Origin of the sequence: Curtobacterium sp. MCPF17_002 (assembly GCF_003234115.2) — a bacterium.
In the GTDB taxonomy this organism is placed as follows: domain Bacteria; phylum Actinomycetota; class Actinomycetes; order Actinomycetales; family Microbacteriaceae; genus Curtobacterium.
The window spans coordinates 1,150,023-1,172,494 of the sequence record NZ_CP126251.1; the positions used below are offsets into that span (position 1 = coordinate 1,150,023).

Here is a 22,472-nt window from a genome sequence, read left to right on the forward strand (position 1 = left end):
CGTACGATCACCCCGTGGAGCTCGAGTTCAGCGGCGAGGTCATCGAGTGGCGCGGGCCGGCGCCGTTCTTCTACGCCGTCGTCCCGCCGGACGCCGCCGAGGTGATCCACGACCTCGCGCCGATGCTCACGTACGGCTGGGGCGTGATCCCGGCTCGGGTCACGATCGGTCGGGTGACGTGGACGACGTCCCTGTTCCCGAAGGACGGCGGGTACCTGGTCCCGCTCCGGGCCGCGGAGCGTCGTCGTGCCCGGGTCGAGCTCGGCGACCACCCGATGCTCACCCTCGGACTCGGCGACCCGTAGGCACGGGGTTGTGGACGGGACGCACCTTTCCGCAGTCGACCCGCTCCGCCTCGGCGCGCTCCTTCTCCTCCTTACGGTGGCAAGCCGAGGAGGGGTGGGAAATGGTGGAACGTCCGCGGCATCCGAAGAAGGACATCGAACGTTTCATGCGGTCGGCGGAGGCCCGAGGGTGGAGGTTCGTGAAGGGCAAGAAGTACTACAAGGGGCTCTGTCCGTGCGGCGTGCACTTGCACATGGTCCATCTCACGCCGTCGAATCCCCGATACCTGGCCAACCTCGTGCACCGTTGCTCACGCCTAGACTGCTGGTGCCTGGAGGTCATCATGACGAACTACTTCCTCCGTCTCGAGTGTGAGGCGCCTGATGCTGACGTCGCGACCATCGAAGCCGACCTCGACACGATCGCTGACGCCTTCTTCGACGTGGACGAGGTCGTCGACCAGGACATCGCTGTCGACCTCTCCAGCAAGACCGTGATCTTCTCGCTCAACGTCGAGGCGGCGAGCGAGGTCCGCGCGCTCGAGGCAGGCCTCGGCGCGGTCCGAACCGCGCTGCACGTGGCCGGTAGTGGGACGCCTGGATGGGAAGACCACTACCGGATGCTGCGCCAGGAGATCGAAGCCGATCCCCGACGGGCAGTCCGCGCGTAGCCACGGATGTGATGCGGGGGAGCAGACTGCCCGCATGACGAGGTACGCGATCGACGCCGACGTGGCCCTGCGGATCGTCCGGGGTGAGCTCGTCGTCGACGCTTCCGACCAGTTGGTGGGCCCGGCGGTCCTCCGATCGCAGGTGATGGCGGCGCTCTACCGGCGGTTCCGCGCGGGCGATCTCGACGAGCGGGCGGCGCGGGAACAGCTCGACGGACTCGCCGGACTGCGGATCCGGCTGCTGGGGGACCGGGTGTCGCGATCGACGGCGTGGAAGATCGCGGCGCGGCTCGGCTGGGACGAGGTCGGGCCGGCGGAGTACCTCGCGGTCGCGGTCCTGCAGGCCGACACGCTGGTCACCGACGACCCGCTCCTGCGCTCGGCCGCCACCGACATGATCCCCGTCACCCCGACGAGCGCCCTCGTCGCCACGCGCTGAGGCGCCCGAGCGCGGACCGCAGAGCGCCCACGTCGAGCCGGCTCGCGGTGCCGTCGCGCATTCTGTACCGATGTGGCCGCCGGTCCGGGGACCCTGAAGGCCGTCCCGTGTTCGAGCGCGTTGGGTGAGCGCTGTCGGAGCTACAGGTCCGTAGCACCGTGGAGCCAGGGGAGAGAGTCATGAGTGACCCGACCGGCCCGCGAGGGTCAACCACTTCGAACAACGGCGACGACCGGGTCGACAACTCGGTCCCGGCCGGCAACGCGGTTCCCGTCGAGCGTCCGGGCGACAAGCGCTCGCACCACGACCACGACCACGACCGCGACCACGATCGCGACCACGACCACGCACGAACCGATCGCGAAGTCGTCGTCGACCGCGAGAAAGAGGAGTTCGGCGGCTTCAAGTGGGGCTCGGCCTTCTTCGGATGGCTGACCGCGACCGGCACGGCCGTCCTCCTCACCGCGATCCTCAGTGCCGTCGGCGCAGGAGTCGGCCTCGGCACGAACAACGGTGACGTCAACGACGCCGCCGAGAACGTGACGGAGAACGGGGACGTCGTCGGCATCGTCGGTGCGATCGTCCTCGCCGTGATCCTCCTCGTCGCCTACTTCTGCGGCGGCTACGTCGCCGGCCGCATGGCGCGGTTCGCCGGTGTGAAGCAGGGCATCGCGGTGTGGATCTGGGCGGTCGTGATCGCGATCGTCGTCGCCGTCGTGGCGGCGGTCGCAGGCTCGCAGTTCAACATCCTCGGGCAGCTCAACAGCTTCCCGCGCATCCCGATCGACGAGGGCACGCTCACCGTCACCGGCATCGTGACGGTCGCCATCGTGGCGGTCCTCAGCCTCGTCGGCGCGATCCTCGGCGGCATCGCCGGGATGCGCTACCACCGCAAGGTCGACCGGGTCGGACTCGGCCGCTGACACACCGTCCAGCACGACAAGCACGGCAACCGAAGGACACACCATGATCGACAGCAGCACCGCGAACAGCCTCTTCGACGCGAAGGTCGTCGACCCGACCGGCGACAAGGTCGGCACCGTGAAGCAGGTCTACCTCGACAACAGCACCGGACAGCCGCTGTTCGCGTCCGTCTCGACCGGACTGTTCGGCAGCGCCGAGTCGTTCGTACCGTTGCAGGACGCCAGCTTCAGCGGCGACGAGCTCCGCGTGCAGTACGACAAGGCCAGGGTCAAGGACGCACCACGCATCGACGCCGACGGCGACCTCAGCGAGCAGGAACAGGACCGCATCTTCGACTACTACGGCCTCGGCGGAGGCGGCACGGATCACGGGACGGCCGGCGACAGCGGTTCGGGTAGCCCGACGAGTTCGGACACGAACGACCGTGACAGCGGTGCCGACGCCGGCAACGGCACCGGGAGCGGCGTGGTCACCGGGGCCGGACACGACACGTCCGGGCCGGACACGGACGACGCGATGACCCGCTCGGAGGAGCGCCTCACGGTCGGCACGGAGACGGTGCAGACCGGTCGTGCACGGCTCCGGAAGCACATCGTCACCGAGCAGCAGCAGGTCACCGTCCCGGTGCAGCACGAGGAGGTCACCCTCGAACGGGAACCGATCACCGACGCGAACGTCGGCGCAGCGACCGACGGACCCGCCCTCAGCGAGGAGGAGCACGCGGTGACCCTCAGCGAGGAGCAGGTCGTCGCCGACAAGGAGACGGTCCCCGTCGAGCGCGTGAAGCTCGGCACGGAGACCCACGCCGAGCAGCAGCAGGTCACCGAGGACGTGTCCCACGAGGAGATCGAGCTCGACCAGGACGGCGACACCCGCCCCTGACCGTGCCGCTCGGCGCAGTGCCGGTCGGTCACCCGTGCGGAGGGGAGCGAAGCGATCACCGCCCGTCGTCATGAGCACGAGAAACCGACGACCCGGCGCGAAGCGCCTTCCAGTACAGAGGGGATGACGGGAATCGAACCCGCGTAGCCAGTTTGGAAGACTGGGGCTCTACCATTGAGCTACATCCCCGCGCCTGCGCACCAGGCGCAGCCCCATCATCGTAGCGGACGAACGAGCACGGACCAGACAGGCGACATGCCCCCACGCGTCACGCTCCCGCCGACCACGTCCGATGCCCGGCGGATCAAGCGGTCCCGGATGCTCTCGTACGCACTGGTGGTCCTCGCGGCGGTGGCGTTCTCGCTGCGTCCGGAGCTGTTCGGGGACCCGCAGACCCAGCCGGCGCACGCACTCCTGCACGTCTGGCGGATCGTCGTCGGCATCGTGCTCGGGGTGTCCGCGCTGGCCGTGCAGGTCGTCGTCGGGGTGCGGTGGCGTGCGGACCTGCGACGCGACGCGGCGGACGACCGTGAAGCTGCCGGGAACCGAGCACCCGGGGACCGCTAGACTCATCGGCGTCGCGTGCGCCTGCCGGCGTGGGCGCACACCCCTGGCCCAGTCACACGGGGCGTAGCTCAGCTTGGTAGAGCGCCCGCTTTGGGAGCGGGAGGTCGCAGGTTCAAATCCTGTCGCCCCGACCAGGTCTTCGAGACACACCGACCACACGAACGTCAACCAACAGGAGAACATCCCTTGGCCACCAGCACCGTCGACAAGGTGAGCGACACCCGCGTCAAGCTCACCGTGAACGTCACGCCGGACGATCTCAAGCCGAGCATCGACCACGCGTACAAGCACATCGCCGAGCAGATCAACATCCCCGGCTTCCGCAAGGGCAAGGTCCCGCCGGCGATCGTCGATCAGCGTGTCGGCCGCGGCGAGGTCCTGAACCACGCCGTCGGCGACGCGATCGACAACTTCTACCGCCAGGCGGTGGAGGAGCAGGAGCTGCGCATCCTCGGTCGTGCCGAGGCCGACGTCGCCGAGCTCCCGAACGTGAACGACTTCACGGGCGACCTCGTCCTCACCTTCGAGGTGGACGTCCGTCCCGAGTTCGACCTGCCGGCGTACGACGAGTACGAGCTCACGGTCGACGCGGTGGAGGTCTCCGACGAGGAGATCGACGAGGAACTCCAGAACCTCCGCACCCGCTTCGGCACGCTCGTGACGGTCGACCGTCCGGCGACCACGGGCGACTTCGCGCAGATCGACCTCACCGCCACGATCGGTGACGACGAGGTCGACTCGGCCACCGGCGTCTCCTACGAGATCGGTTCGGGCGACCTGCTCGAGGGCGTCGACGAGGCGCTCGAGTCCCTCACCGCCGGCGAGTCCACCACCTTCGAGTCGAAGCTCGTCGGTGGCGACCGCGAGGGCGAGATCGCCCAGATCGCCGTGACCGTCACCGCCGTCAAGGAGCGCGAGCTCCCCGAGGCCGACGACGAGTTCGCGCAGATCGCGAGCCAGTTCGACACGATCGACGAGCTCAAGGCGGACCTCAAGGAGCAGATCGCGAAGTCCAAGACCTTCGGTCAGGGCGCCGCGGCTCGCGACAAGCTCGTCGAGAAGCTCATCGAGGACGTCAACATCCCGATCTCGGAGAAGCTCATCGAGGACGAGGTGCACCGTCACCTCGAGCAGGAGAACCGTCTCGAGGACGACGAGCACCGCAAGGAGGTCTCCGAGTCCAGCGAGAAGGCCTTCCGCTCGCAGATCCTCCTCGACTCGATCGCCGAGAAGGAAGAGATCCAGGTCTCCCAGGAAGAGCTCACCCAGTACCTCATCCAGGCTGCTGCGCAGTACGGCATGGAGCCGGGCGAGTTCATCAAGGTGATCGACCAGAACGGGCAGATCCCGGGCATGGTCGGCGAGGTCGCCCGCTCGAAGGCGGTCGCGACCGTCCTCGCGAAGGTGACCGTCAAGGACACCAACGGTGACGCCGTGGACCTCTCCGCCTTCACGGCGGGCGTGGCACAGGGTCCGGCGGAGGACGCCGAGTAGTCGCGACCACCTTCTGACTGGAGGCGCGGTGCCAGCTGGCACCGCGCCTCCAGTCCGTTTCTGGGCCACCGCATTGCCGTCAGCGAACAGACGCGAAGTGGTGCGTTGCAACCGATAAGTTCGACATCAAGCGACAACTGAACGGGAGCTTTTCCATGGCCGAAGCAACACTGAACCCCAGTGTTTTTGACCGCCTTCTGAGAGACCGGATCGTGTGGCTCGGCTCCGAGGTCCGCGACGACAACTCGAACGAGATCGCAGCCAAGCTGCTGATGCTCGCCGCCGAGGACCCTGAGAAGGACATCTACCTCTACATCAACTCGCCCGGTGGTTCGATCACCGCCGGCATGGCGATCTACGACACGATGCAGTTCGTGCCGAACGACATCGTCACGGTGGGCATCGGTCTCGCCGCGTCGATGGGGCAGTTCCTGCTCTCGTCGGGCACGCCGGGCAAGCGCTACATCACCCCGAACGCGCGTGTGCTCCTGCACCAGCCGTCCGGTGGGTTCGGCGGCACCGCTGCCGACATCCAGACGCAGGCGAAGGTCATCCTCGACATGAAGCAGCGGATGGCCGAGCTCACGGCGGAGCAGACCGGCAAGTCGGTCGAGCAGGTCCTCAAGGACAACGACCGTGACAACTGGTTCACGGCGCAGGAAGCCCTCGAGTACGGCTTCGTCGACCACCTCCGTGCGTCGTCGACCGAGGTCATCGGCGGCGGTGGCACCGTCGGCGACGGCGAGACCCCCACCGACGCGGCCGAGCCCGACGCCCAGTCCTGACCCGACCCACCGAAGAGAAGGAAACGAGAATGCACCTCCCCATGCTCGGTGGCGCGCAGAACGTCCCGGCCCCCACTGATCGGTACATCCTGCCGAGCTTCGAAGAGCGCACGGCCTACGGCTACAAGCGGCAGGACCCGTACGCGAAGCTGTTCGAGGACCGCATCGTGTTCCTCGGCGTCCAGGTCGACGACGCTTCGGCGGACGACGTCATGGCACAGCTGCTCGTGCTCGAGTCGATGGACCCCGACCGCGACATCGTGATGTACATCAACTCGCCCGGTGGCTCCTTCACCGCGATGACGGCGATCTACGACACGATGCAGTACATCCGTCCGCAGATCCAGACGGTGTGCCTCGGCCAGGCGGCCTCGGCCGCGTCGGTGCTCCTCGCTGCCGGCACCCCCGGCAAGCGTCTGGCACTGCCGAACGCCCGTGTGCTCATCCACCAGCCCGCTGTCCAGCAGGGTGGCGGCCAGGCGTCCGACATCGAGATCCAGGCGGCGGAGATCCTCCGCATGCGCACCTGGCTCGAGGAGACGCTGTCGAAGCACTCGAACCGCACGCCGGAGCAGGTCAACAACGACATCGAGCGCGACAAGATCATGTCCGCGCAGGAGGCACTCGAGTACGGCCTGATCGACCAGGTCCTCACGAGCCGCAAGAACCTGCCGGCGCTCGTCAAGTAGCACTGCCGCAGAAGGGCCCCGCACCGATCGGTGCGGGGCCCTTCTCGTGCGCTCGGGGGCGGCCCTGGTGGGCTCAGTCCTGTGCGGGCTCGTCCTGGTCGGGCTCGTCGTCCGTCGCGGGGGTGGGCCGGCGGCGGAGGAGCAGCAGGACGGCGACGACCACGCCGACGAGGACGATGCCTCCGGCGCCGATCCAGAGTGCGTCGGACGAAGCGGAGTCCGTCGTCCCCGACGCCGTGCCGGTGGTCGCGCTCGAGTCCCCGGAGGCGTCGTCGGCGGCGCACACCGGTGGCTTCGCGCTGCCCGTCGCAGGGGTGAACCCGGCCGGGGCGTCCCAGGTGAAGGTGTACTCGTCGGAGACGGTGTGCCCGTCGGCGGAGATGATCTGCCACTCGACGGTGTACTTGCCGGAGTCCCCGAGCGCAGCCGTCGTGGTCATCGACGGGCCGTCGACGTCGAGGCAGCCGTCCTCGTAGTACTTCCCGTCCGGACCGACGATCCGGTAGGCGAAGCCGGAGTCGCTGCCCCCGATGTCGAGCAGCTTGTCGTTCGTCGTGATCTCGAACGCCTTCGGCAGCGCGGTCAGGGTGCCGTCGACCTTCGGCGTCGAGGCGATCATGTAGTTGTGTGCACTGGCGGGGCCGGCGAGACCGAGGACCGCACCACCGGCGATCGCGAGGGCCGCTGCGGACCCGGCCACGATCCTCCAGGCCCGTGCGGAGCCACGATTCGACCGGCGGCCGCGCGTCCGGCGTGACCAGGACGTCACTTGGAGGCGCTCCGGCGACGTGTGTTCGCGACGGCGACGACGAGGGCGACCGCGCCGAGGACCAGGCCACCGAGGCCGAGGAAGCGTCCGACGAGGTCGGGGTCGGCCGACGTGCTCGTGCCGGCGGCCTCGGCCGTCGGGGTGGCGGCGATGGGGTCGCCGTCGTCGTCCGTGGCCTCGGCCGCGGTGAGGGTGATCGACGGCGCCGGGTGCTCCGGCTCGGCGGCGCCGGCCTGCTGCTCCTGGTTCCACTCGACGCTGCCCTGCTCGCAGGTCTGCAGCGCGGGGAACTCGACGAGGTCACCGGGCTTGCCGTCCGGCAGGGAGAACGAGAGCTGGAAGGTGTCGCGCTCGTCGGCGGGGAGCGGGGTCTTCGCCGTGTAGGTGACGCTGGTGACGCGTTCGCCGGCGTCCTCGGCCGCTTCGTCGTCGGCGGAGGCGGACGGACTGGTGTACTTGGCCGTCGCCTTCGTGATCGTCCAGTTCGGGTTCACGGTCGGTGTGACCTCGATGACCGACTCCGGCACCTGGAACTCGATCTTCGTCGTGGGGGAGCCGTCGCAGCCGTGCGGGACCGAGAACGTCGCGGTCGTGTAGGCGTTCGCGGCGGTGACCGTCGCGGTGGCCGAGACGTGGGCGCTGGCCATGCCGGCGGTGCCGAGGACGATGGCAGCGGTGACGCCGAGGGTCGCGGTGCTGACGACGGCGAGACGCTTGGGCATGGGGTTCCTTCCGGGCGGAGTTCTACAAGTTGTAGAGGAGTCGTGGACACGGTAGCAGGATCGAACGCCCTGGGCGAACGCGCTGGCGGAATGCGGCTCGGCGTCGCAGTCGGTGTCACCGGTTGCGATTAGGCTCGTCCACAGTCGGGCAGGTCATGGATCTGCCTCGGTCAACCAGGGAGGGCACCGTCATGGCACGCATCGGAGAGAGCGCTGACCTGCTCAAGTGCTCCTTCTGCGGCAAGAGCCAGAAGCAGGTCCAGCAGCTCATCGCCGGACCCGGCGTGTACATCTGCGACGAGTGCGTCGAGTTGTGCAACGAGATCATCGAGGAACGACTGGCCGAAGCCGGCGAGGACACCGCCAGCGGTGACTTCGAGCTGCCGAAGCCGCGCGAGATCTTCGACTTCCTGCAGGAGTACGTCATCGGGCAGGACCCGGCGAAGCGCTCCCTGGCCGTGGCCGTCTACAACCACTACAAGCGCATCCGTGCGCAGGGACAGATCACCGCGGCGGAAGACCGCGACGACGTCGAGATCGCGAAGTCGAACATCCTGCTGATCGGCCCGACCGGTTGTGGCAAGACGTACCTCGCGCAGACGCTGGCGAAGCGGCTCAACGTGCCGTTCGCCGTCGCGGACGCCACTGCCCTGACCGAGGCCGGCTACGTCGGCGAGGACGTCGAGAACATCCTCCTCAAGCTCATCCAGGCCGCCGACTACGACGTGAAGCGTGCCGAGACCGGCATCATCTACATCGACGAGGTCGACAAGATCGCGCGCAAGGCCGAGAACCCCTCGATCACGCGCGACGTCTCCGGCGAGGGCGTGCAGCAGGCGCTGCTCAAGATCCTCGAGGGCACGGTCGCCTCGGTGCCGCCGCAGGGCGGTCGGAAGCACCCGCACCAGGAGTTCATCCAGATCGACACGACGAACGTCCTGTTCATCGTGGCGGGGGCGTTCGCCGGGCTCGAGGAGATCGTGTCGTCGCGCGTCGGCAAGCGGGGGATCGGCTTCGGCGCTCCGCTGCACAGCCCGCTCGACCAGCAGGACCTCTACGCGGACGTCCTGCCGGAAGACCTCCACAAGTTCGGGCTCATCCCCGAGTTCATCGGTCGTCTGCCCGTCGTGACCACGGTGTCGCAGCTCGACCAGTCCGCGCTCATGCGGATCCTGACCGAGCCGAAGAACGCGCTCGTGAAGCAGTACCAGCGGATGTTCCAGATCGACGGCGTCGAGCTCGAGTTCGACCAGGGTGCGCTCGAGGCCATCGCCGACCTGGCCGTGCTGCGCCAGACCGGTGCTCGCGGGCTCCGCGCGATCCTCGAAGAGGTACTCGGGCCGGTGATGTTCGAGGTCCCGTCGGACGACGACGTCGCGCGCGTGGTCATCACCCGCGAGTCGGTGCTCGAGAACGCGGCGCCGACGATCGTGCCGCGGCCGAGGGCGAAGCGTGTGGAGAAGTCGGCGTAGTCCGGCGTCACTGCGTTCGATCCTGCTCAGCTCGACAGGGAAGGGCCCGCACCGGGAACGGTGCGGGCCCTCCGTGTGTCCGGGGTTCGTGGCCGAGGGGTGCTCCGCACAACGAAAGTCACCCCGAACCGTGCGATCCCGCGGTTCGGGGTGACTTTCGTTGTTCGCGGCGCGGGGTTCGGCGAGCGATCCGTCCCATAGCGCGTGCAGTAGGAAGCGGTTTCGCGCGTAGGAGGTCGGAAATTCCGGCTTCCTATGCGCGATTCTGCCTCCTACGAGCGGTTCTGCCTCCTACGCGCGGAACAGCCCCCCGGCCCCAGCCCCCAGCCCCCACCCGCCGCGCGGCCTACTCGAGCCCGCGGCGACGCAGCAGCGGCCCGACCTCGGCGTCACGCCCGCGGAAGTCGCGGTACGCCTCGAGCGGGTCCTTCGCCCCGCCGACGCCGAGCAGGCGCGACGCGAAGCGCGCACCGGCCTCGCGCGAGAGTCCGCCGTTCTCACGGAACCACTCCACGGTGTCGGCGTCGAGCACCTCGGACCAGATGTAGCCGTAGTACCCGGCGTCGTACCCGCCCGAGAACGTGTGCGCGAAGTACGTCGACGAGTACCGCGGCGGCACGGCCTCGACCGCGATGCCCGCGGACGCGAGGGCGTCCCGCTCGAAGTCCTCGACGGAGGTCACCGCGGCGGCCTCCTCGGCGGAGAGCCGGTGCCACGCCTGGTCGAGCAGCGCGGCGGCGAGGTACTCGGTCGTGCCGAAGCCCTCGTTGAAGCCGGCGGAGTCGCTCAGTCCGAGGACGAGCTCCGGCGGCAGCGGCTCACCGGTCTCGTGGTGCTTGGCGTAGTTCGCCAGCACGGACGGCCACGACACCCACATCTCGTTCACCTGCGACGGGAACTCGACGAAGTCCCGCTCGACGTTGGTGCCGGAGAACCGGGGGTAGGTCGTCCGCGCGATGAGGCCGTGCAGGGCGTGCCCGAACTCGTGGAAGAGCGTCTCGACCTCGTCCTGGATGAGGAGCGTCGGCGACCCGGCGGCGGGCTTCGCGACGTTGAGGTTGTTCACGACGACGGGCAGCGTGCCGAGCAGGGCGGACTGCTCGACGACGGGGTTCATCCACGCACCGCCGCGCTTGCCGTCGCGCGTGTAGAGGTCGAGCAGGTACAGCCCGACCTCCGCACCGTCCTCGTCGCGCACCTCGAACACGCGGACCTCGTCGTTGTACCCGTGCAGGTCGTCGCGCTCCGTGAAGGTCAGGCCGTAGAGCTCGCCGGCCGCGTGGAAGACGCCGTCGCGCAGGACCCGGTCGGCCTCGAAGTACGGTCGCAGCGCGGAGCTGTCGGCGGCGAACTGCTCGCCGCGGAGGAGCTCGGTGGCGTACGCCCAGTCCCACGCCTCGACGTCGAAGCCGACGATGCGCGAGCGGACGGCGCGCTCGTCGTCGGCGTTCGCGGCGGCGGCCGGCACCAGCGAAGAGAGGAGTCCGTCGACGGCCTCCGGCGTCTTCGCGGTCTCGTCGGCGGTGACCACGGCGGCGTGGTTCGGGAAGCCGAGGAGCTCGGCGCGCCCGGCACGCAGCCGGACGATCCGCAGGAGCACGTCGCGGTTGTCGTGCTCGTTGCCGCGACGGCCGCGGGAGAGCGAGGCGCGCATGATCCGCTCGCGCAGGCCCCGGTTCGCCAGCGACGGCAGCCACGGGTGGCCGGTGTAGAGCGGCAGCGTGATGAGCCAGCCGTCGAGGCCACGATCGCCGGCTGCTCCGGCGGCGGCGGACTTCCCGCCGTCGTCGAGGCCCTCGAGCTCGGCCTCGTCGGTGACGTGCACGGCCAGGTCGTTGGTGTCCTCGAGCAGGTTCCGCTCGAACGTGGTCGTGAGGGTCGAGAGCTCCTGGTTGATCGCGGTGAGGCGCTCCTTGCCGGCGTCGTCGAGCCCGGCGCCAGCGAGGGTCATCTCGGTGTGGGTCCGCTCGACGAGGCGACGGTCCTCGTCGGTGAGGTCCGTCCGGTCACCGAGCGACTCGCGGACGGCGGCCACACGCTCGTACAGACGGCTGTCGAGGGTGATCGCGTCGCGGTGCGCGGCGAGGAGCGGGGAGACCTCGGCCTCGAGGTCGTGCAGCTCCGGCGTCGAGTCGGCCGACGACAGGGTGAAGAACACGTGGCTGACCCGGGCGAGCAGCTGGCCGCTCCGCTCGAGGGCGACGAGGGTGTTCTCGAAGGTCGGTGCCTCGGTGGAAGCGGCGATCGCCTCGACCTCGGCGCGCTGCTCGGCCATGCCGGCCTCGAACGCGGGACGGTGGTGCTCGAGCCGCACGTCGCGGAACGGCGGGAGGGCGTAGGGAAGGGTGTTCGGGACGTCGAACGGGGTTGCCATGGCAACCACCCTACGGACGTCGCGCCGCGAGCTGACGGACTGGAGGCGCGTGGCGGCGCCGCCCCGCGCCTCCAGGCCGTCAGCTGGTCGCGTTCAGTGCGTCGCTGCGTCGATGAGCGTCTCGGCCGCCCGTCGCGCGTGCGCGGCCGGTGCCGTCGTGCCGGCGATCGCCGCCGTCGTCTGCGCGCCCTCGGCGAGGAGCGCGAGCTGCGCCGCGAGCTCCTCGGCCAGGGCCGGGTCGGCGACGGCGTCGGTGGTGAGTCGCTGGACGAAGTGCTGGAAGGAGTCCTTGTGCGCGCGGGCGATCTCGGCGACCGCGGGGGAGGTCGCGCCGAGCTCACCGAACGCGTTGATGAACCCGCAGCCGCGGAACGTGTCGTCGCCGAACCACGACTCGAGGAAGTCGTACATCGCGAGGAGCTTCGCCCGCGGGGTGTCGGCGGCGTCGACCGCGCCGTGCACGCCGCGCTCCCAGAGGTCGTGGCGGCTGCTGAGGACCGCGGCGATGAGCTGCTCCTTGCCGGGGAAGGCGGCGTAGAGCTTCTTGAGCGACACGCTCGCGCCGGTCCGGATCTCGTCCATGCCGACGGACTGGATGCCGCGCGCGTAGAAGAGCTGGTCGGCGACGCCGACGATGTGGGCCCGGACGTCGGGCTCGACGGTGCCGGCCGTGCCGGTCGAGGTCGTGCTGCTGGCCATCTGCGTTCCCCGTTCGTTGCGTGTTCACGAATCCCGACTTGCGCCGGGAACGATCGTTCTCTAGTGTAGTCGACATCGGCAGAGAACGACCGTTCTCCGCCGGATCGATCGGCCTGCGGGCCGGATCCAGGGAAGAGGAACGATCATGGGTGCAATCACCGTCGGGACCGAGAACAGCGTCGACATCCAGCTGCACTACGAGGACAAGGGGACCGGTCAGCCGATCGTGCTGATCCACGGCTTCCCCCTCGACGGCAACTCGTGGGAAGGCCAGATCCCGTCACTCCTCGAGGCCGGCTACCGCGTCGTCACGTACGACCGTCGCGGGTTCGGCCAGTCCTCGCAGCCCTCGACCGGCTACGACTACGACACCTTCGCCGACGACCTGCACACCGTGCTCGAGACCCTGGACCTGCGCGACGTGATCCTCGTCGGCTTCTCGATGGGCACCGGCGAGATCGCCCGCTACATCGGCCGCCACGGTGAGGACCGGATCGCCAGGGTCGCGTTCCTCGCCTCGCTCGAGCCCTTCCTCGCGATCACCGACGACAACCCCGACGGGGCTGCGCCGATGTCGTTCTTCGAGGGTGTCTCCGCGGACGTCGAGAAGGACCGCTACGCGTACTTCACGAACTTCTACCAGGACTTCTTCAACCTGTCGGAGAACCTCGGGACGCGCATCTCGGAGGAGCAGGTCCGCAACGCCTGGAACATCGCTGCCGGCTCCGGTGCGATCGCGAGTGCCGCGGCACCACTGACCTGGCCGACCGACTTCCGCGCCGACATCCCGAAGGTCACCGTCCCCGCGCTGATCGTGCACGGCACGGCGGACAACATCCTCCCGATCGACGCGACCGGCCGCCGGTTCACCAAGGCACTGCCCGCCGCGGAGTACGTCGAGATCGAGGGTGCCCCGCACGGCCTCCTGACGACGCACACCGCCGAGGTCAACGAGGTCCTGCTCGCCTGGCTCGCCCGGTCCTGATCCCCGGACGGTCCACGCGCGGGCTCGCTTGCGGCACGCATCGTGAGCAGAAATGGTCGGGTTCCCCACGGGGACCCGACCATTTCTGCTCAGCGAGTGCGGACGACCGGGGCGTGCCCGCTCAGTCCTCTTCGGCGGCGTCGTCCGGGTTCGTGACCTGCGCGTGCCCGGCGTCGTCGAGGTGGATCGAGGTGCCGTCGTCCAGCGCCACGATCGGCTTCCCCTCGAGGAACGTCAGGGTCCAGCCCCAGCCCGTCGTGTCGACGGACTCCGAGGCGAGCTCGTCCTCGACACCGCGCACGGCGACGACCATCGCTTCGGGCAGTCGCGCAGGCGGCTCCCCACCCACGTTCCAGCGTGTGCCCAACTGCATCCGTGCCTCCAGTCCGTCGTGTCCGGGCCCGTCGCGAACGCGACCTAGGCCTGCTGCTCGGCCAGCTCGATCTCGGTCACCGCGAGCTCCGCACCGTCCGTGAACGACAGGTTCTCGATGCGGCCGACGGCCGCCAGGTCGACCGCAGCGCGCTCGATGAGCGCGCGCGTCTCCGCCGGAGCCGCGACGACGGCCCGCGTCACCGACGTCTTCTGCGACGCCTTCGCGGCCGTCTTCGCACCACGGATCCCGATGAGCGCCTGGCCCACGGCGGCGAGCAGCCCCGTCGGCTCGGCCTGGGTGGGCAGTTCCGACACGGTCGGCCAGGAGGCGCGGTGCACGCTGGTGTCGTGGGTCCAGGCCCACACTTCCTCCGTCGCGAACGGCAGGAACGGCGCGAGCAGACGCAGGAGCGCGTCGATCGCGGCGCGGAGCGCGAGGACCGCGCTCGCCTGCGTCTCGTGCATCGACTCGGTCGCCGTGCCGTACGCGCGCTCCTTGACCAACTCGAGGTAGTCGTCGCAGAACGTCCAGAAGAAGCGCTCGGTGACCTCGAGCGCGCGGGCGTGGTCGAACGCCTCGAACGCCGCGGTGGCCTGCTCGATGACGGTGCCGAGCTCGGCGAGCACGTCGATGTCGAGCGGTTCGGTGACGCTCGTCGCGCCCTCGGGCAGCGGGAAGCCGTAGACGAACTTCGCCGCGTTGAGGACCTTGATCGCCAGACGACGGCCGACCTTGATCTGCTTCGGGTTCTGCGGGTCGAAGGCCGCGTCCGTGCCGAGCTTCGACGAGGCCGCCCAGTAGCGGACCGCGTCGGCGCCGTGCTGCTCGAGGATCGACAGCGGCGTGACGACGTTGCCCTTCGACTTCGACATCTTCTTGCGGTCGGGGTCCACGATGAAGCCGGAGATCGACGCGTGCTTCCACGGCACGACGTCGGCCTCGAGCTGGCTCCGGAGCACCGTCGTGAACAGCCACGTGCGGATGATGTCCTGCGCCTGCGGGCGGACGTCGTACGGGTAGACCAGGTCGTAGAGCTCCGGGTCGGTCTCCCACTTGCCCGCGAGCTGCGGGGTGAGGGACGAGGTCGCCCAGGTGTCCATGACGTCGAGCTCGCCCTGGAAGCCACCGGCGACGCCGCGCTGGTCCTCCGTGTAGCCGGGGGCCGGTTCGGAGGCCGGGTCGACGGGCAGCTGTGCCTCGGTCGGGACGATCGGCTGGTCGAACACCGGGTTGCCGTCGGCGTCGAGCGGGTACCAGACCGGCAGCGGCACGCCGAAGAAGCGCTGGCGCGAGATGAGCCAGTCGCCGGACAGGCCACCGACCCAGTTGTCGTAGCGGACGCGCATGAAGTCGGGGTGGAAGGCGATCTCCTCGCCGCGGCGGCGGAGCGTCGCCTTGAGGTCCTCGTCGCGGGCGCCGTTGACGATGTACCACTGGCGGGTGGAGACGATCTCGAGCGGCTTGTCGCCCTTCTCGAAGAACTTGACCGGGTGGTTGATCGTCTTCACGTCGCCCACCAGGTCGCCGGACTCGGTGAGGGCGTCCACGAGGACCTTCTTCGCCGAGAACACGGTCTTGCCGGCCATCTCGGCGTACAGCGCCTTGCCACCCTCGGACTCGATCCACGCCGGCTCGTCGGAGCGGACACGGCCGTCGAAGCCGATGATCGCGCGGTTCGGCAGCTGCAGCTCGCGCCACCACACCACGTCGGTGGTGTCACCGAACGTGCAGACCATGGCGATGCCGGCGCCCTTGTCCTTCTGCGCGAGGTGGTGCGCGAGCACGGGGACCTCGACGTCGAACAAGGGGGAGCGGACCGTGGTGCCGAAGAGGTCCTGGAAACGCTCGTCGTCCGGGTGCGCGACGAGGGCGACACAGGCGGGGAGGAGCTCGGGACGGGTGGTCTGGATGACGATGTCGCCCGTGCCGTCGGTCTTGTGGAAGGCGATGCCGTGGTACGCGCCGGGCATCTCCTTGTCCTCGAGCTCGGCCTGCGCGACCGCGGTGCGGAACGTCACGTCCCAGAGCGTCGGGGCATCGGCCTGGTAGGCCTCGCCGCGCTCGAGGTTGCGGAGGAACGCACGCTGGGCGCTCGCTCGCGAGGTGTCGTCGATCGTCCGGTACGACTGCGTCCAGTCCACCGACAGCCCGAGCGTACGGAAGAGCTGCTCGAACTGCTGCTCGTCCTGCACGGTCAGGCGCTCGCACAGCTCGATGAAGTTGCGGCGCGAGATCGGGATCTGGTCGGCGGCCTTCGACGACTTGTTGTCGCCGCCCTCGAACGGCGGGACGAACGTGCCGTCGTACGGGAGCTGCGGGTCGCAGCGGACGCCGTAGTAGTTCTGCACGCGGCGCTCGGTGGGGAGACCGTTGTCGTCCCAGCCCATCGGGTAGAAGACGTGCTTGCCGCGCATGCGCTCGTAGCGGGCCTTGAGGTCGGTGTGCGTGTACGAGAACACGTGCCCGATGTGCAGCGAACCGGAGGCGGTCGGCGGCGGCGTGTCGATCGAGTAGACGGCGTCCTTCGTCGCGGCGTCGCGGTCGAAGCGGTAGGTGCCGTCCTGCTCCCAGACGGGGCCCCAGACGTCTTCGAGCCCGTCCACCGTGGGCTTCTCGGGCATGGGCTTCGTCATGGCTGCGCCTTTCGATCGCTGTGTGCGGCACCGAGTCCGTGATGAGGTGCCTGAATGTCCGCGCACGCTGCGCGGTGTACCAATCGTAGCGGCCGGAGGCGCGGCCCTGGTGGGCGGGAGGCGTGGCCCTGGTGGGCCGGCACGGCCCTGGTGGGCTGTGCCGGCGGCCCTAGCACACCGGCCTGTCGGACACGCGCGTGCCCTGGTAGTCTGTCGGAGTTTGTCCGGCGAGCGCAGGGTTCGCAGGAGCTGCAACGTCGCCGTCCGCCGGACGCCCGAAGGACGCACCGCACACCGGAGGAACGACTTGGCACCGAACAACGCACCCCACCCGCACGGCGACCGGCCGTTGCGCACGAAGGGCGCCGCGAAGCGCGCTCGTCGCGATCTCACGGAGGACGACGTCACCGTCGTCGAGGAGTCGCTGCTCAAGCGGGCCGTCGCCGCGGCGGCGCTCGGCAACGCCATGGAGTGGTTCGACTTCGGCATCTTCGCCTACCTGACCGTGACGATCTCGCAGGTGTTCCTGCCGCAGGGCGACCCCGCGGCGAACGTCGTCGCGACGTTCGGCTTCTTCGCGGCGGCGTTCATCGTCCGCCCGATCGGCGGGGCCGTCTTCGGCCCGATCGGCGACCGGATCGGCCGGCAGAAGGTCCTCGCGCTGACGATGATCCTGATGGCCGCCGGCACGCTCATGATCGGCCTCATCCCGTCGTACGACACGATCGGGTTCTGGGCACCGATCCTGCTCCTCGTCGCCCGCTTCGTGCAGGGCTTCTCGACCGGTGGTGAGTACGGCGGGGCCGCGACCTTCATCGCCGAGTACTCGCCGGACAAGCGGCGCGGCTTCATGGGCTCGTGGCTCGAGTTCGGCACGCTCGCCGGCTACGTGCTCGGCGCCTCGATCGTCACCGGGCTGCAGTTCGGCCTCTCCGAGGACGCCCTCCTCAGCTGGGGCTGGCGCATCCCGTTCATCATCGCCGGGCCGCTCGGCCTCATCGGCCTCTACCTGCGCCTCAAGCTCGAGGAGACCCCGGCGTTCCAGAAGCAGCAGGAGCAGGCGGCCGAGCGCGAGTCGCAGAAGACGCCGTTCCTCAAGCTCTTCGCGGAGAACTGGCGCTCGCTCGTCATCTGCATCGGCCTGGTCCTCGTGTTCAACGTGACCGACTACATGCTCCTGTCGTACATGCCGACCTACCTCGAGCAGAACCTCGGCCAGAACGCGACGTTCGGCCTCATCCTCATCGTCGTCGTGATGCTGCTCATGATGGTCGTCATCACGTTCGGGGGCCGACTGTCCGACAAGTTCGGGCGTCGTCCGGTCCTCGCCGCGGGCTGCATCGGCTTCATCCTGCTGTCCTGGCCGGCGCTCAAGCTCGTCCAGACCGGCACCGGCGTCGGGGTGTTCGCCGGGCTGCTCATCCTCGGCGTGGTCCTCGTGACCTTCACGTCGACGATGCCCTCGACCCTGCCAGCGCTGTTCCCGACGATCATCCGCTACGGCGCGCTCGCGATCGCGTTCAACGTGTCGGTGTCGCTCTTCGGCGGGACCACGCCGCTCGCGACCGCCGCGCTCATCAACGCCGCGAAGGACCGCGGGTTCGGCTGGGCCGAGGACATCCCGGCGTTCTACCTCATGCTGGCCGCCGTGATCGGGCTCGTCGCCGTGTACTTCACGAAGGAGACCGCGTCGTCGCCGCTCATGGGTTCGGGCCCCACCGTCGGCTCCGAGGACGAGATCGCCGGGGTCATCGAGGACTACAACGACCCGACGTCGGACCTCGCGCAGTCCGACTGGGCCCGGGACTTCTCGACGAGCGAGATCCCGGTCATCTCGGGCGACGGCCCGAAGGACCCCGCCGGCGCGTAGCCCGCCGGCTCCTCGCGCTTTCGATTCTTCGATTCTTCGCGCTCAGCGACAGTTCACGCCGTTGTCACCGCGTGAACTGTCGCTGAGCGCGAGATGACGGAGCCGTGCGGGCGGGAGGTGCGGGCGCGGGCGCGCGTCAGGCGGCGCCGGCCTCGGGCTGCGGGCCCGCGGCGAGCCGCTCGGCAGCGTGCAGCAGCCGCGCGGTCACGGCGTGGGTCGGCCGGTCGAACACCGACCCGGCCGGTCCCTGCTCGACGACACGGCCCTCGTGCACGACGAGCACGTCGTCGGCCATCCGTCGCACGGCCCGGAGGTCGTGCGACACGAACACCATCGCCACACCCGTCTCGTCGCGCAACCGCTCGAGCAGGGTGAGCACGGCGTCCTGCACGGTGGCGTCGAGTGCCGTGACCGGTTCATCGAGCACGATCACCTCGGGCGAGGTGGCCAGCGCCCGAGCGATCGCGAGCCGTTGTCGCTGCCCGCCGGACAGCGTCAGGGGCGATCGTCGCCGGAGGACCGGATCGAGCCCGACCTGCGCGAGGGCGGCGTCCACCCGCTCGCCGAGCTCGCCGCCCGCGGACCGTTCGCCGCCGCCCGTGAACGCGTCCGCGAGGACCCGCTCGACGCTCCACCGTTCGTCGAAGGTCGCTCCCGGGTCCTGCACGACCGCGGCCATCCGGTGTCGTCGTGGTCGGCGCTCGCGTTCGTCGAGCGGCACCCACGCGTCGCCGTCGAGCGTGACCGTGCCGGCGTCCGGGGTCTCGAGGCCGAGGAGCATCCTCGCGACCGTGGTCTTGCCCGAGCCGGACGCCCCGATCACCCCGAGGACGCGGCCCCGGGCGAGCCCGAACGACACGTCCGCCACGGCCGGCACGCCGTCGAACGCGCGTGCGAGCCCCTCGGCGGCGAGCGCGACCCTCGCACCGTGCGAGGCGTCGGTCGAACGGTGCGAGGTTCCGACTTCCGTGCGACCATCGCCGCCTCGCACCGAGTCGGGAACCTCGCACGGGACGTCGCCGAGCGCGCCGGACCTCGCACCGTGCGAGGGCGCGGCCGCGTCGGACCTCGCACCGTGCGAGGCCGCCGAACCCGAACCCGAACCCGCACCCGCACCCGGACCCGCACCCGAACCCGAACCCGAACCCGCGCCGCCCGCCGCCCGCACCAACGCCTGCGTGGCCTCGTGCTGCGGCGCCGCGAACACCGCAGCCACCGGTCCCTCCTCGACGACCCGCCCCTCGTGCATGACCACGACGCGGTCCGCCCACCCCGCGACGAGCCCGAGGTCGTGCGTGATCACGAGCAGCCCGGCCCCCCGCGACTGTGCGGCACGGAGCTGCTCCATCACGGTGACGGCGACCCCGGCGTCGAGCGCCGTGGTGGGTTCGTCCGCCACGACCAGTTCCGGCGACGCCACCGTCGCGGCCGCGATGAGCGCGCGCTGCCGCATCCCGCCCGACAGGGTCCCGGCGAGCCGTCCGTCGGTGGCGAGGTCGGGGTCGAGCCCCACAGCCTGCAGCGACGAACGCACGGCGTCGACACGGGCGGCCGCGCTCAGCTGCGTGTGGAGGCGCAGCGCGTCGGCGACCTCGCGCCCGACGGGACGCAGCGGGTCCAGTGCGCCGAGTGCCTCCTGGCCGACGTAGCCGACCCGTGCGCCGCGGATCCGTCGCCACCGGCGGTCGGAGAACGCGCGCACGTCGAGGCCGGCGACGCCGAGCCGGTCGACCCGCACCGTGGAACCGGGTGCGGAGAGGCCGAGCGCCGCGCGGGCGGTGACGGTCTTGCCGGAGCCGGATGCGCCGACGAGGGCGACGCACTCGCCGGCTTCGACGCGGAGGGAGACGTCGTGCACGATGGCGGTGCCGCCGATGGCGACGGAGAGCCCCTGGATGTCGAGGGCGGTCATCGGCGGACTCCGGTTCGTCTGATCGCGCGGCCGAGCACGGTCACCGCGGTCGCGAGCACGACGATCGCGAGGCCGGGGAAGGTGCTCATCCAGGGCGCCGTCTGCAGGTAGGTGCGACCGTCGGCGAGCATCGCGCCCCACTCGGGCGCGGGTGGTGGCGTGCCGACGCCGAGGTAGCTGAGGGCGGACGCCCAGACGATCGCCTGCCCGACGCCGAGCGTCCCGACGGCGACGACGGGCCAGAGCGCGGCGGGCAGCACGTGGCGGAGCACGATGGTCGCGGGGGAGCGGCCCATCACCACGGCGGTCTCGACGACCTGCGAGGTCCTCGCGCGGAGCACCAGCCCGCGCACGATCCGGGCGTAGCCGGGTGCGGTGGCGAACCCGACGGCGAGCATCGCCGGCACCGGGCCGGGTCCGGTCACGGCGATGACGACGAGCGCGACGAGCAGCAGCGGGAGCGCGAAGGCGACCTCGGTGATGCGGCCCACGACGGCGTCGACGACTCGTCCGCCGAGTCCGGCGACGACCCCGAGCACGATGCCGGTCCCGCCGCCGACGAGGGTCGCGACGACCCCGACGACGAGGGACGCCCTGGTACCGGCGACGACCCGGGCGAGGACGTCGCGCCCGGACTCGTCGGTGCCGAACGGACTCGACCACGACGGCGCCTGCAACGCCCGCGCCGGGTGCACCGCGAGCGGGTCCCCGCCGCCGAGCAGCCCCGGCCAGACCGCCGCCACGACGGCCACCGCCACCACGACGGCCGCCGCTGTGCCGGCCGGGCCGAGCGTCCCCCCACGGAACCGCTCGGACCGTCCGGTGGACGGGCCCTGCTGGGCACCGGCCTGGAGGCTCGGCTCGGCGATGCCGCTCACCGTGCGCCCGCCTCGGACCGGGTGACGCGCGGGGCGCGACGCGCTCCGGTGCGTCCGACGGAGCGCGGGTCCACCGCCCGCTCGACGAGGTCGGCGACCGCCAGCACGACCACGTAGGCCGCCGCCGACACGAGCGCGATGCCGGCGACGAGGGGCATGTCCCGCTGCGTCACCGCGGTGACGAGGGCGCGCCCGATGCCCGGCAGCGCGAACACGGACTCGACGACGACGGCACCGGACACGAGCGAGCCGAACGCCCAGGCGGACAGGGCGATCCCGGGCAGTGCGGCGTGCCGGAGCAGGTGGCGTCCGAAGAGTCCGGCGCGGGTCTCACCACGGCTCCGGGCGGCGAGGGCGAACGCCGACCGCTGAGCGTCGACGACGCCGTCGCGGACCGTCTCGGCCAGGTAGCCGGCGACGGGGACCGCGACCGTGACGACCGGCAGGACCCAGCCGCGCACCGTCCCGTCGCTCACCGCGGGCACCCACCCGAGCGCGCTGGCGAACACCACGATGAGGACGCTGCCGAGCCAGAAGTGCGGGGTGACGCTGGCGGTGACGGAGATCGCGCTCGTCAGGGCGGCGGCGAACCGGCCGCGCTGCGTCGACCACCAGGCGGCGACGACGGCGAGCACCCAGGCGACGACGAGCCCGAGGACGGCGAGGGTCAGCGTGACGGGGAGCTGCTGCCCGAGGAGCGTCGCGACCGGGGTCCGGAAGGCGTACGAGTCACCGAGGTGCCCGGTCGCCAGCCGTCCGAGGAACACCGCGTACTGCACGAGCACCGGCCGGTCCAGGCCGTACTCCTGCCGCACCTGCGCCACCGCTTCGGCCGAGGCCTGGGAACCGGGCCCGCCGAGGATCGCGAGCGCCGGGTCGCCGGGGATGAGCCGGATCGCGACGAACACGATCGTCGCGACGGCCCACAGCACGCCGATGCCGCCGAGCGCACGCCGGACCGCCCAGCGCGACCACCGCCCTGCAGCCGAGCCGCCCGTCGTCCGCAGGCGGTCCACCGGACGCGTGCCGGGCCTCCTGTCCGTCACC

At 70.3% G+C, this 22,472-nt stretch carries 21 protein-coding genes and 2 tRNA genes; 13 read left to right on the forward strand and 10 right to left on the reverse strand.

What is annotated here, in order from left to right; genetic code table 11:
• Nucleotides 1-14 precede the first annotated feature (14 nt).
• The 5 genes from DEJ28_RS05515 (at nt 15) to DEJ28_RS05535 (ending at nt 3,200) form a co-directional block, all read left to right on the forward strand.
• Nucleotides 15-305: a DUF1905 domain-containing protein gene (locus DEJ28_RS05515; protein WP_111115417.1), complete on the forward strand. Its 291-nt coding sequence runs from the start codon at nt 15-17 to the stop codon at nt 303-305.
• A gap of 101 nt (nt 306-406) precedes the next feature.
• Nucleotides 407-955, forward strand: a complete 549-nt coding sequence (locus DEJ28_RS05520) for a hypothetical protein (RefSeq protein WP_181433689.1) — start codon at nt 407-409, stop codon at nt 953-955.
• Between the two features lie 34 nt (nt 956-989).
• Nucleotides 990-1,394 carry a type II toxin-antitoxin system VapC family toxin gene (locus DEJ28_RS05525; RefSeq protein WP_111115418.1) on the forward strand — a complete coding sequence of 135 codons (405 nt, stop codon included), beginning with the start codon at nt 990-992 and terminating at the stop codon, nt 1,392-1,394.
• 179 nt (nt 1,395-1,573) lie between these two features.
• Nucleotides 1,574-2,317 carry a hypothetical protein gene (locus tag DEJ28_RS05530; RefSeq protein ID WP_258368037.1) on the forward strand — a complete coding sequence of 248 codons (744 nt, stop codon included), beginning with the start codon at nt 1,574-1,576 and terminating at the stop codon, nt 2,315-2,317.
• A gap of 43 nt (nt 2,318-2,360) precedes the next feature.
• Nucleotides 2,361-3,200 carry a DUF2382 domain-containing protein gene (locus DEJ28_RS05535; protein ID WP_111115419.1) on the forward strand — a complete coding sequence of 280 codons (840 nt, stop codon included), beginning with the start codon at nt 2,361-2,363 and terminating at the stop codon, nt 3,198-3,200.
• Nucleotides 3,201-3,318: 118 nt separating this feature from the next.
• Here DEJ28_RS05535 and DEJ28_RS05540 read toward each other — a convergent pair.
• A tRNA-Gly gene (locus tag DEJ28_RS05540) sits at nt 3,319-3,389 on the reverse strand.
• 66 nt (nt 3,390-3,455) lie between these two features.
• Here DEJ28_RS05540 and DEJ28_RS05545 point away from each other — a divergent pair.
• The 5 genes from DEJ28_RS05545 to DEJ28_RS05565 all read left to right on the forward strand — a co-directional run bounded on the left by DEJ28_RS05545 (nt 3,456) and on the right by DEJ28_RS05565 (nt 6,735).
• Nucleotides 3,456-3,767 (forward strand): hypothetical protein, encoded by a 312-nt coding sequence (locus DEJ28_RS05545; RefSeq protein WP_111115420.1) that lies wholly within the window; start codon nt 3,456-3,458, stop codon nt 3,765-3,767.
• A gap of 57 nt (nt 3,768-3,824) precedes the next feature.
• Nucleotides 3,825-3,901, forward strand: a tRNA-Pro gene (locus tag DEJ28_RS05550).
• Nucleotides 3,902-3,953: 52 nt separating this feature from the next.
• Nucleotides 3,954-5,261, forward strand: coding sequence for a trigger factor (gene tig / locus DEJ28_RS05555; protein WP_181433690.1), 1,308 nt, complete (start codon nt 3,954-3,956; stop codon nt 5,259-5,261).
• 155 nt (nt 5,262-5,416) lie between these two features.
• Nucleotides 5,417-6,046 carry an ATP-dependent Clp protease proteolytic subunit gene (locus DEJ28_RS05560; protein WP_111115422.1) on the forward strand — a complete coding sequence of 210 codons (630 nt, stop codon included), beginning with the start codon at nt 5,417-5,419 and terminating at the stop codon, nt 6,044-6,046.
• 29 nt (nt 6,047-6,075) lie between these two features.
• Entirely contained in the window at nt 6,076-6,735 is a 660-nt protein-coding gene (locus DEJ28_RS05565; protein WP_111115423.1) for an ATP-dependent Clp protease proteolytic subunit, read from the forward strand.
• A gap of 73 nt (nt 6,736-6,808) precedes the next feature.
• On the opposite strand, the gene DEJ28_RS05570 is transcribed toward DEJ28_RS05565, so the two are convergent.
• Nucleotides 6,809-7,435 carry a copper resistance CopC family protein gene (locus DEJ28_RS05570; RefSeq protein WP_111115424.1) on the reverse strand — a complete coding sequence of 209 codons (627 nt, stop codon included), beginning with the start codon at nt 7,433-7,435 and terminating at the stop codon, nt 6,809-6,811.
• A 65-nt stretch (nt 7,436-7,500) separates the two neighbouring features.
• Entirely contained in the window at nt 7,501-8,226 is a 726-nt protein-coding gene (locus DEJ28_RS05575; protein ID WP_111115425.1) for a YcnI family copper-binding membrane protein, read from the reverse strand.
• 191 nt (nt 8,227-8,417) lie between these two features.
• Here DEJ28_RS05575 and clpX point away from each other — a divergent pair, with 191 nt between their 5' ends.
• Complete coding sequence (gene clpX / locus DEJ28_RS05580) at nt 8,418-9,698, forward strand: ATP-dependent Clp protease ATP-binding subunit ClpX (RefSeq protein ID WP_111115426.1); 1,281 nt, start codon at nt 8,418-8,420, stop codon at nt 9,696-9,698.
• Nucleotides 9,699-10,044: 346 nt separating this feature from the next.
• Here clpX and DEJ28_RS05585 read toward each other — a convergent pair whose 3' ends face one another.
• Both DEJ28_RS05585 and DEJ28_RS05590 read right to left on the reverse strand, forming a co-directional pair.
• Nucleotides 10,045-12,072 (reverse strand): M3 family metallopeptidase, encoded by a 2,028-nt coding sequence (locus tag DEJ28_RS05585; protein ID WP_111115427.1) that lies wholly within the window; start codon nt 12,070-12,072, stop codon nt 10,045-10,047.
• Between the two features lie 93 nt (nt 12,073-12,165).
• Nucleotides 12,166-12,771, reverse strand: a complete 606-nt coding sequence (locus DEJ28_RS05590) for a TetR/AcrR family transcriptional regulator (RefSeq protein WP_111115428.1) — start codon at nt 12,769-12,771, stop codon at nt 12,166-12,168.
• A gap of 145 nt (nt 12,772-12,916) precedes the next feature.
• On the opposite strand from DEJ28_RS05590, the gene DEJ28_RS05595 reads away from it, so the two are divergent.
• Complete coding sequence (locus DEJ28_RS05595; RefSeq protein ID WP_111115429.1) at nt 12,917-13,756, forward strand: alpha/beta fold hydrolase; 840 nt, start codon at nt 12,917-12,919, stop codon at nt 13,754-13,756.
• A gap of 121 nt (nt 13,757-13,877) precedes the next feature.
• Here the strand turns inward: DEJ28_RS05595 and DEJ28_RS05600 are convergent, their stop codons facing one another.
• The gene (locus DEJ28_RS05600; protein WP_111115430.1) at nt 13,878-14,129 is read right to left on the reverse strand and encodes a hypothetical protein; all 252 of its coding nucleotides are present in this window, start codon (nt 14,127-14,129) and stop codon (nt 13,878-13,880) included.
• Between the two features lie 44 nt (nt 14,130-14,173).
• Nucleotides 14,174-16,765 carry a valine--tRNA ligase gene (gene valS / locus DEJ28_RS05605; RefSeq protein WP_111115431.1) on the reverse strand — a complete coding sequence of 864 codons (2,592 nt, stop codon included), beginning with the start codon at nt 16,763-16,765 and terminating at the stop codon, nt 14,174-14,176.
• 307 nt (nt 16,766-17,072) lie between these two features.
• On the opposite strand from valS, the gene proP reads away from it, so the two are divergent.
• Nucleotides 17,073-18,635, forward strand: coding sequence for a glycine betaine/L-proline transporter ProP (gene proP, locus DEJ28_RS05610; RefSeq protein WP_258368038.1), 1,563 nt, complete (start codon nt 17,073-17,075; stop codon nt 18,633-18,635).
• 136 nt (nt 18,636-18,771) lie between these two features.
• Here proP and DEJ28_RS05615 read toward each other — a convergent pair whose 3' ends face one another.
• From DEJ28_RS05615 to DEJ28_RS05625, 3 genes are read right to left on the reverse strand one after another with little or no spacing between them, the layout of a single operon-like run.
• A complete protein-coding gene (locus DEJ28_RS05615; protein ID WP_111115432.1) occupies nt 18,772-20,547 on the reverse strand; it encodes an ABC transporter ATP-binding protein in 1,776 nt (591 codons plus the stop codon).
• Nucleotides 20,544-21,425 carry an ABC transporter permease gene (locus DEJ28_RS05620; protein ID WP_111115433.1) on the reverse strand — a complete coding sequence of 294 codons (882 nt, stop codon included), beginning with the start codon at nt 21,423-21,425 and terminating at the stop codon, nt 20,544-20,546. Before DEJ28_RS05620 ends, DEJ28_RS05615 begins: the two co-directional genes overlap by 4 nt.
• Nucleotides 21,422-22,471 carry an ABC transporter permease gene (locus DEJ28_RS05625; protein ID WP_349774946.1) on the reverse strand — a complete coding sequence of 350 codons (1,050 nt, stop codon included), beginning with the start codon at nt 22,469-22,471 and terminating at the stop codon, nt 21,422-21,424. The genes DEJ28_RS05620 and DEJ28_RS05625 overlap by 4 nt, the downstream gene beginning before the upstream one ends.
• Nucleotide 22,472: the final 1 nt, after the last annotated feature.

Excerpts from the sequence above, each read along its gene's own strand:
- DEJ28_RS05520 (WP_181433689.1), top strand. The coding sequence starts at position 407 with ATGGTGGAACGTCCGCGGCATCCGAAGAAGGACATCGAACGTTTCATG.
- DEJ28_RS05525 (WP_111115418.1), top strand. The coding sequence starts at position 990 with ATGACGAGGTACGCGATCGACGCCGACGTGGCCCTGCGGATCGTCCGG.
- DEJ28_RS05530 (WP_258368037.1), top strand. The coding sequence starts at position 1,574 with ATGAGTGACCCGACCGGCCCGCGAGGGTCAACCACTTCGAACAACGGC.
- DEJ28_RS05535 (WP_111115419.1), top strand. The coding sequence starts at position 2,361 with ATGATCGACAGCAGCACCGCGAACAGCCTCTTCGACGCGAAGGTCGTC.
- DEJ28_RS05545 (WP_111115420.1), top strand. The coding sequence starts at position 3,456 with ATGCCCCCACGCGTCACGCTCCCGCCGACCACGTCCGATGCCCGGCGG.
- DEJ28_RS05560 (WP_111115422.1), top strand. The coding sequence starts at position 5,417 with ATGGCCGAAGCAACACTGAACCCCAGTGTTTTTGACCGCCTTCTGAGA.
- DEJ28_RS05565 (WP_111115423.1), top strand. The coding sequence starts at position 6,076 with ATGCACCTCCCCATGCTCGGTGGCGCGCAGAACGTCCCGGCCCCCACT.
- DEJ28_RS05575 (WP_111115425.1), bottom strand. The coding sequence starts at position 8,226 with ATGCCCAAGCGTCTCGCCGTCGTCAGCACCGCGACCCTCGGCGTCACC.
- clpX (WP_111115426.1), top strand. The coding sequence starts at position 8,418 with ATGGCACGCATCGGAGAGAGCGCTGACCTGCTCAAGTGCTCCTTCTGC.
- DEJ28_RS05585 (WP_111115427.1), bottom strand. The coding sequence starts at position 12,072 with ATGGCAACCCCGTTCGACGTCCCGAACACCCTTCCCTACGCCCTCCCG.
- DEJ28_RS05590 (WP_111115428.1), bottom strand. The coding sequence starts at position 12,771 with ATGGCCAGCAGCACGACCTCGACCGGCACGGCCGGCACCGTCGAGCCC.
- DEJ28_RS05595 (WP_111115429.1), top strand. The coding sequence starts at position 12,917 with ATGGGTGCAATCACCGTCGGGACCGAGAACAGCGTCGACATCCAGCTG.
- DEJ28_RS05600 (WP_111115430.1), bottom strand. The coding sequence starts at position 14,129 with ATGCAGTTGGGCACACGCTGGAACGTGGGTGGGGAGCCGCCTGCGCGA.
- valS (WP_111115431.1), bottom strand. The coding sequence starts at position 16,765 with ATGACGAAGCCCATGCCCGAGAAGCCCACGGTGGACGGGCTCGAAGAC.
- DEJ28_RS05615 (WP_111115432.1), bottom strand. The coding sequence starts at position 20,547 with ATGACCGCCCTCGACATCCAGGGGCTCTCCGTCGCCATCGGCGGCACC.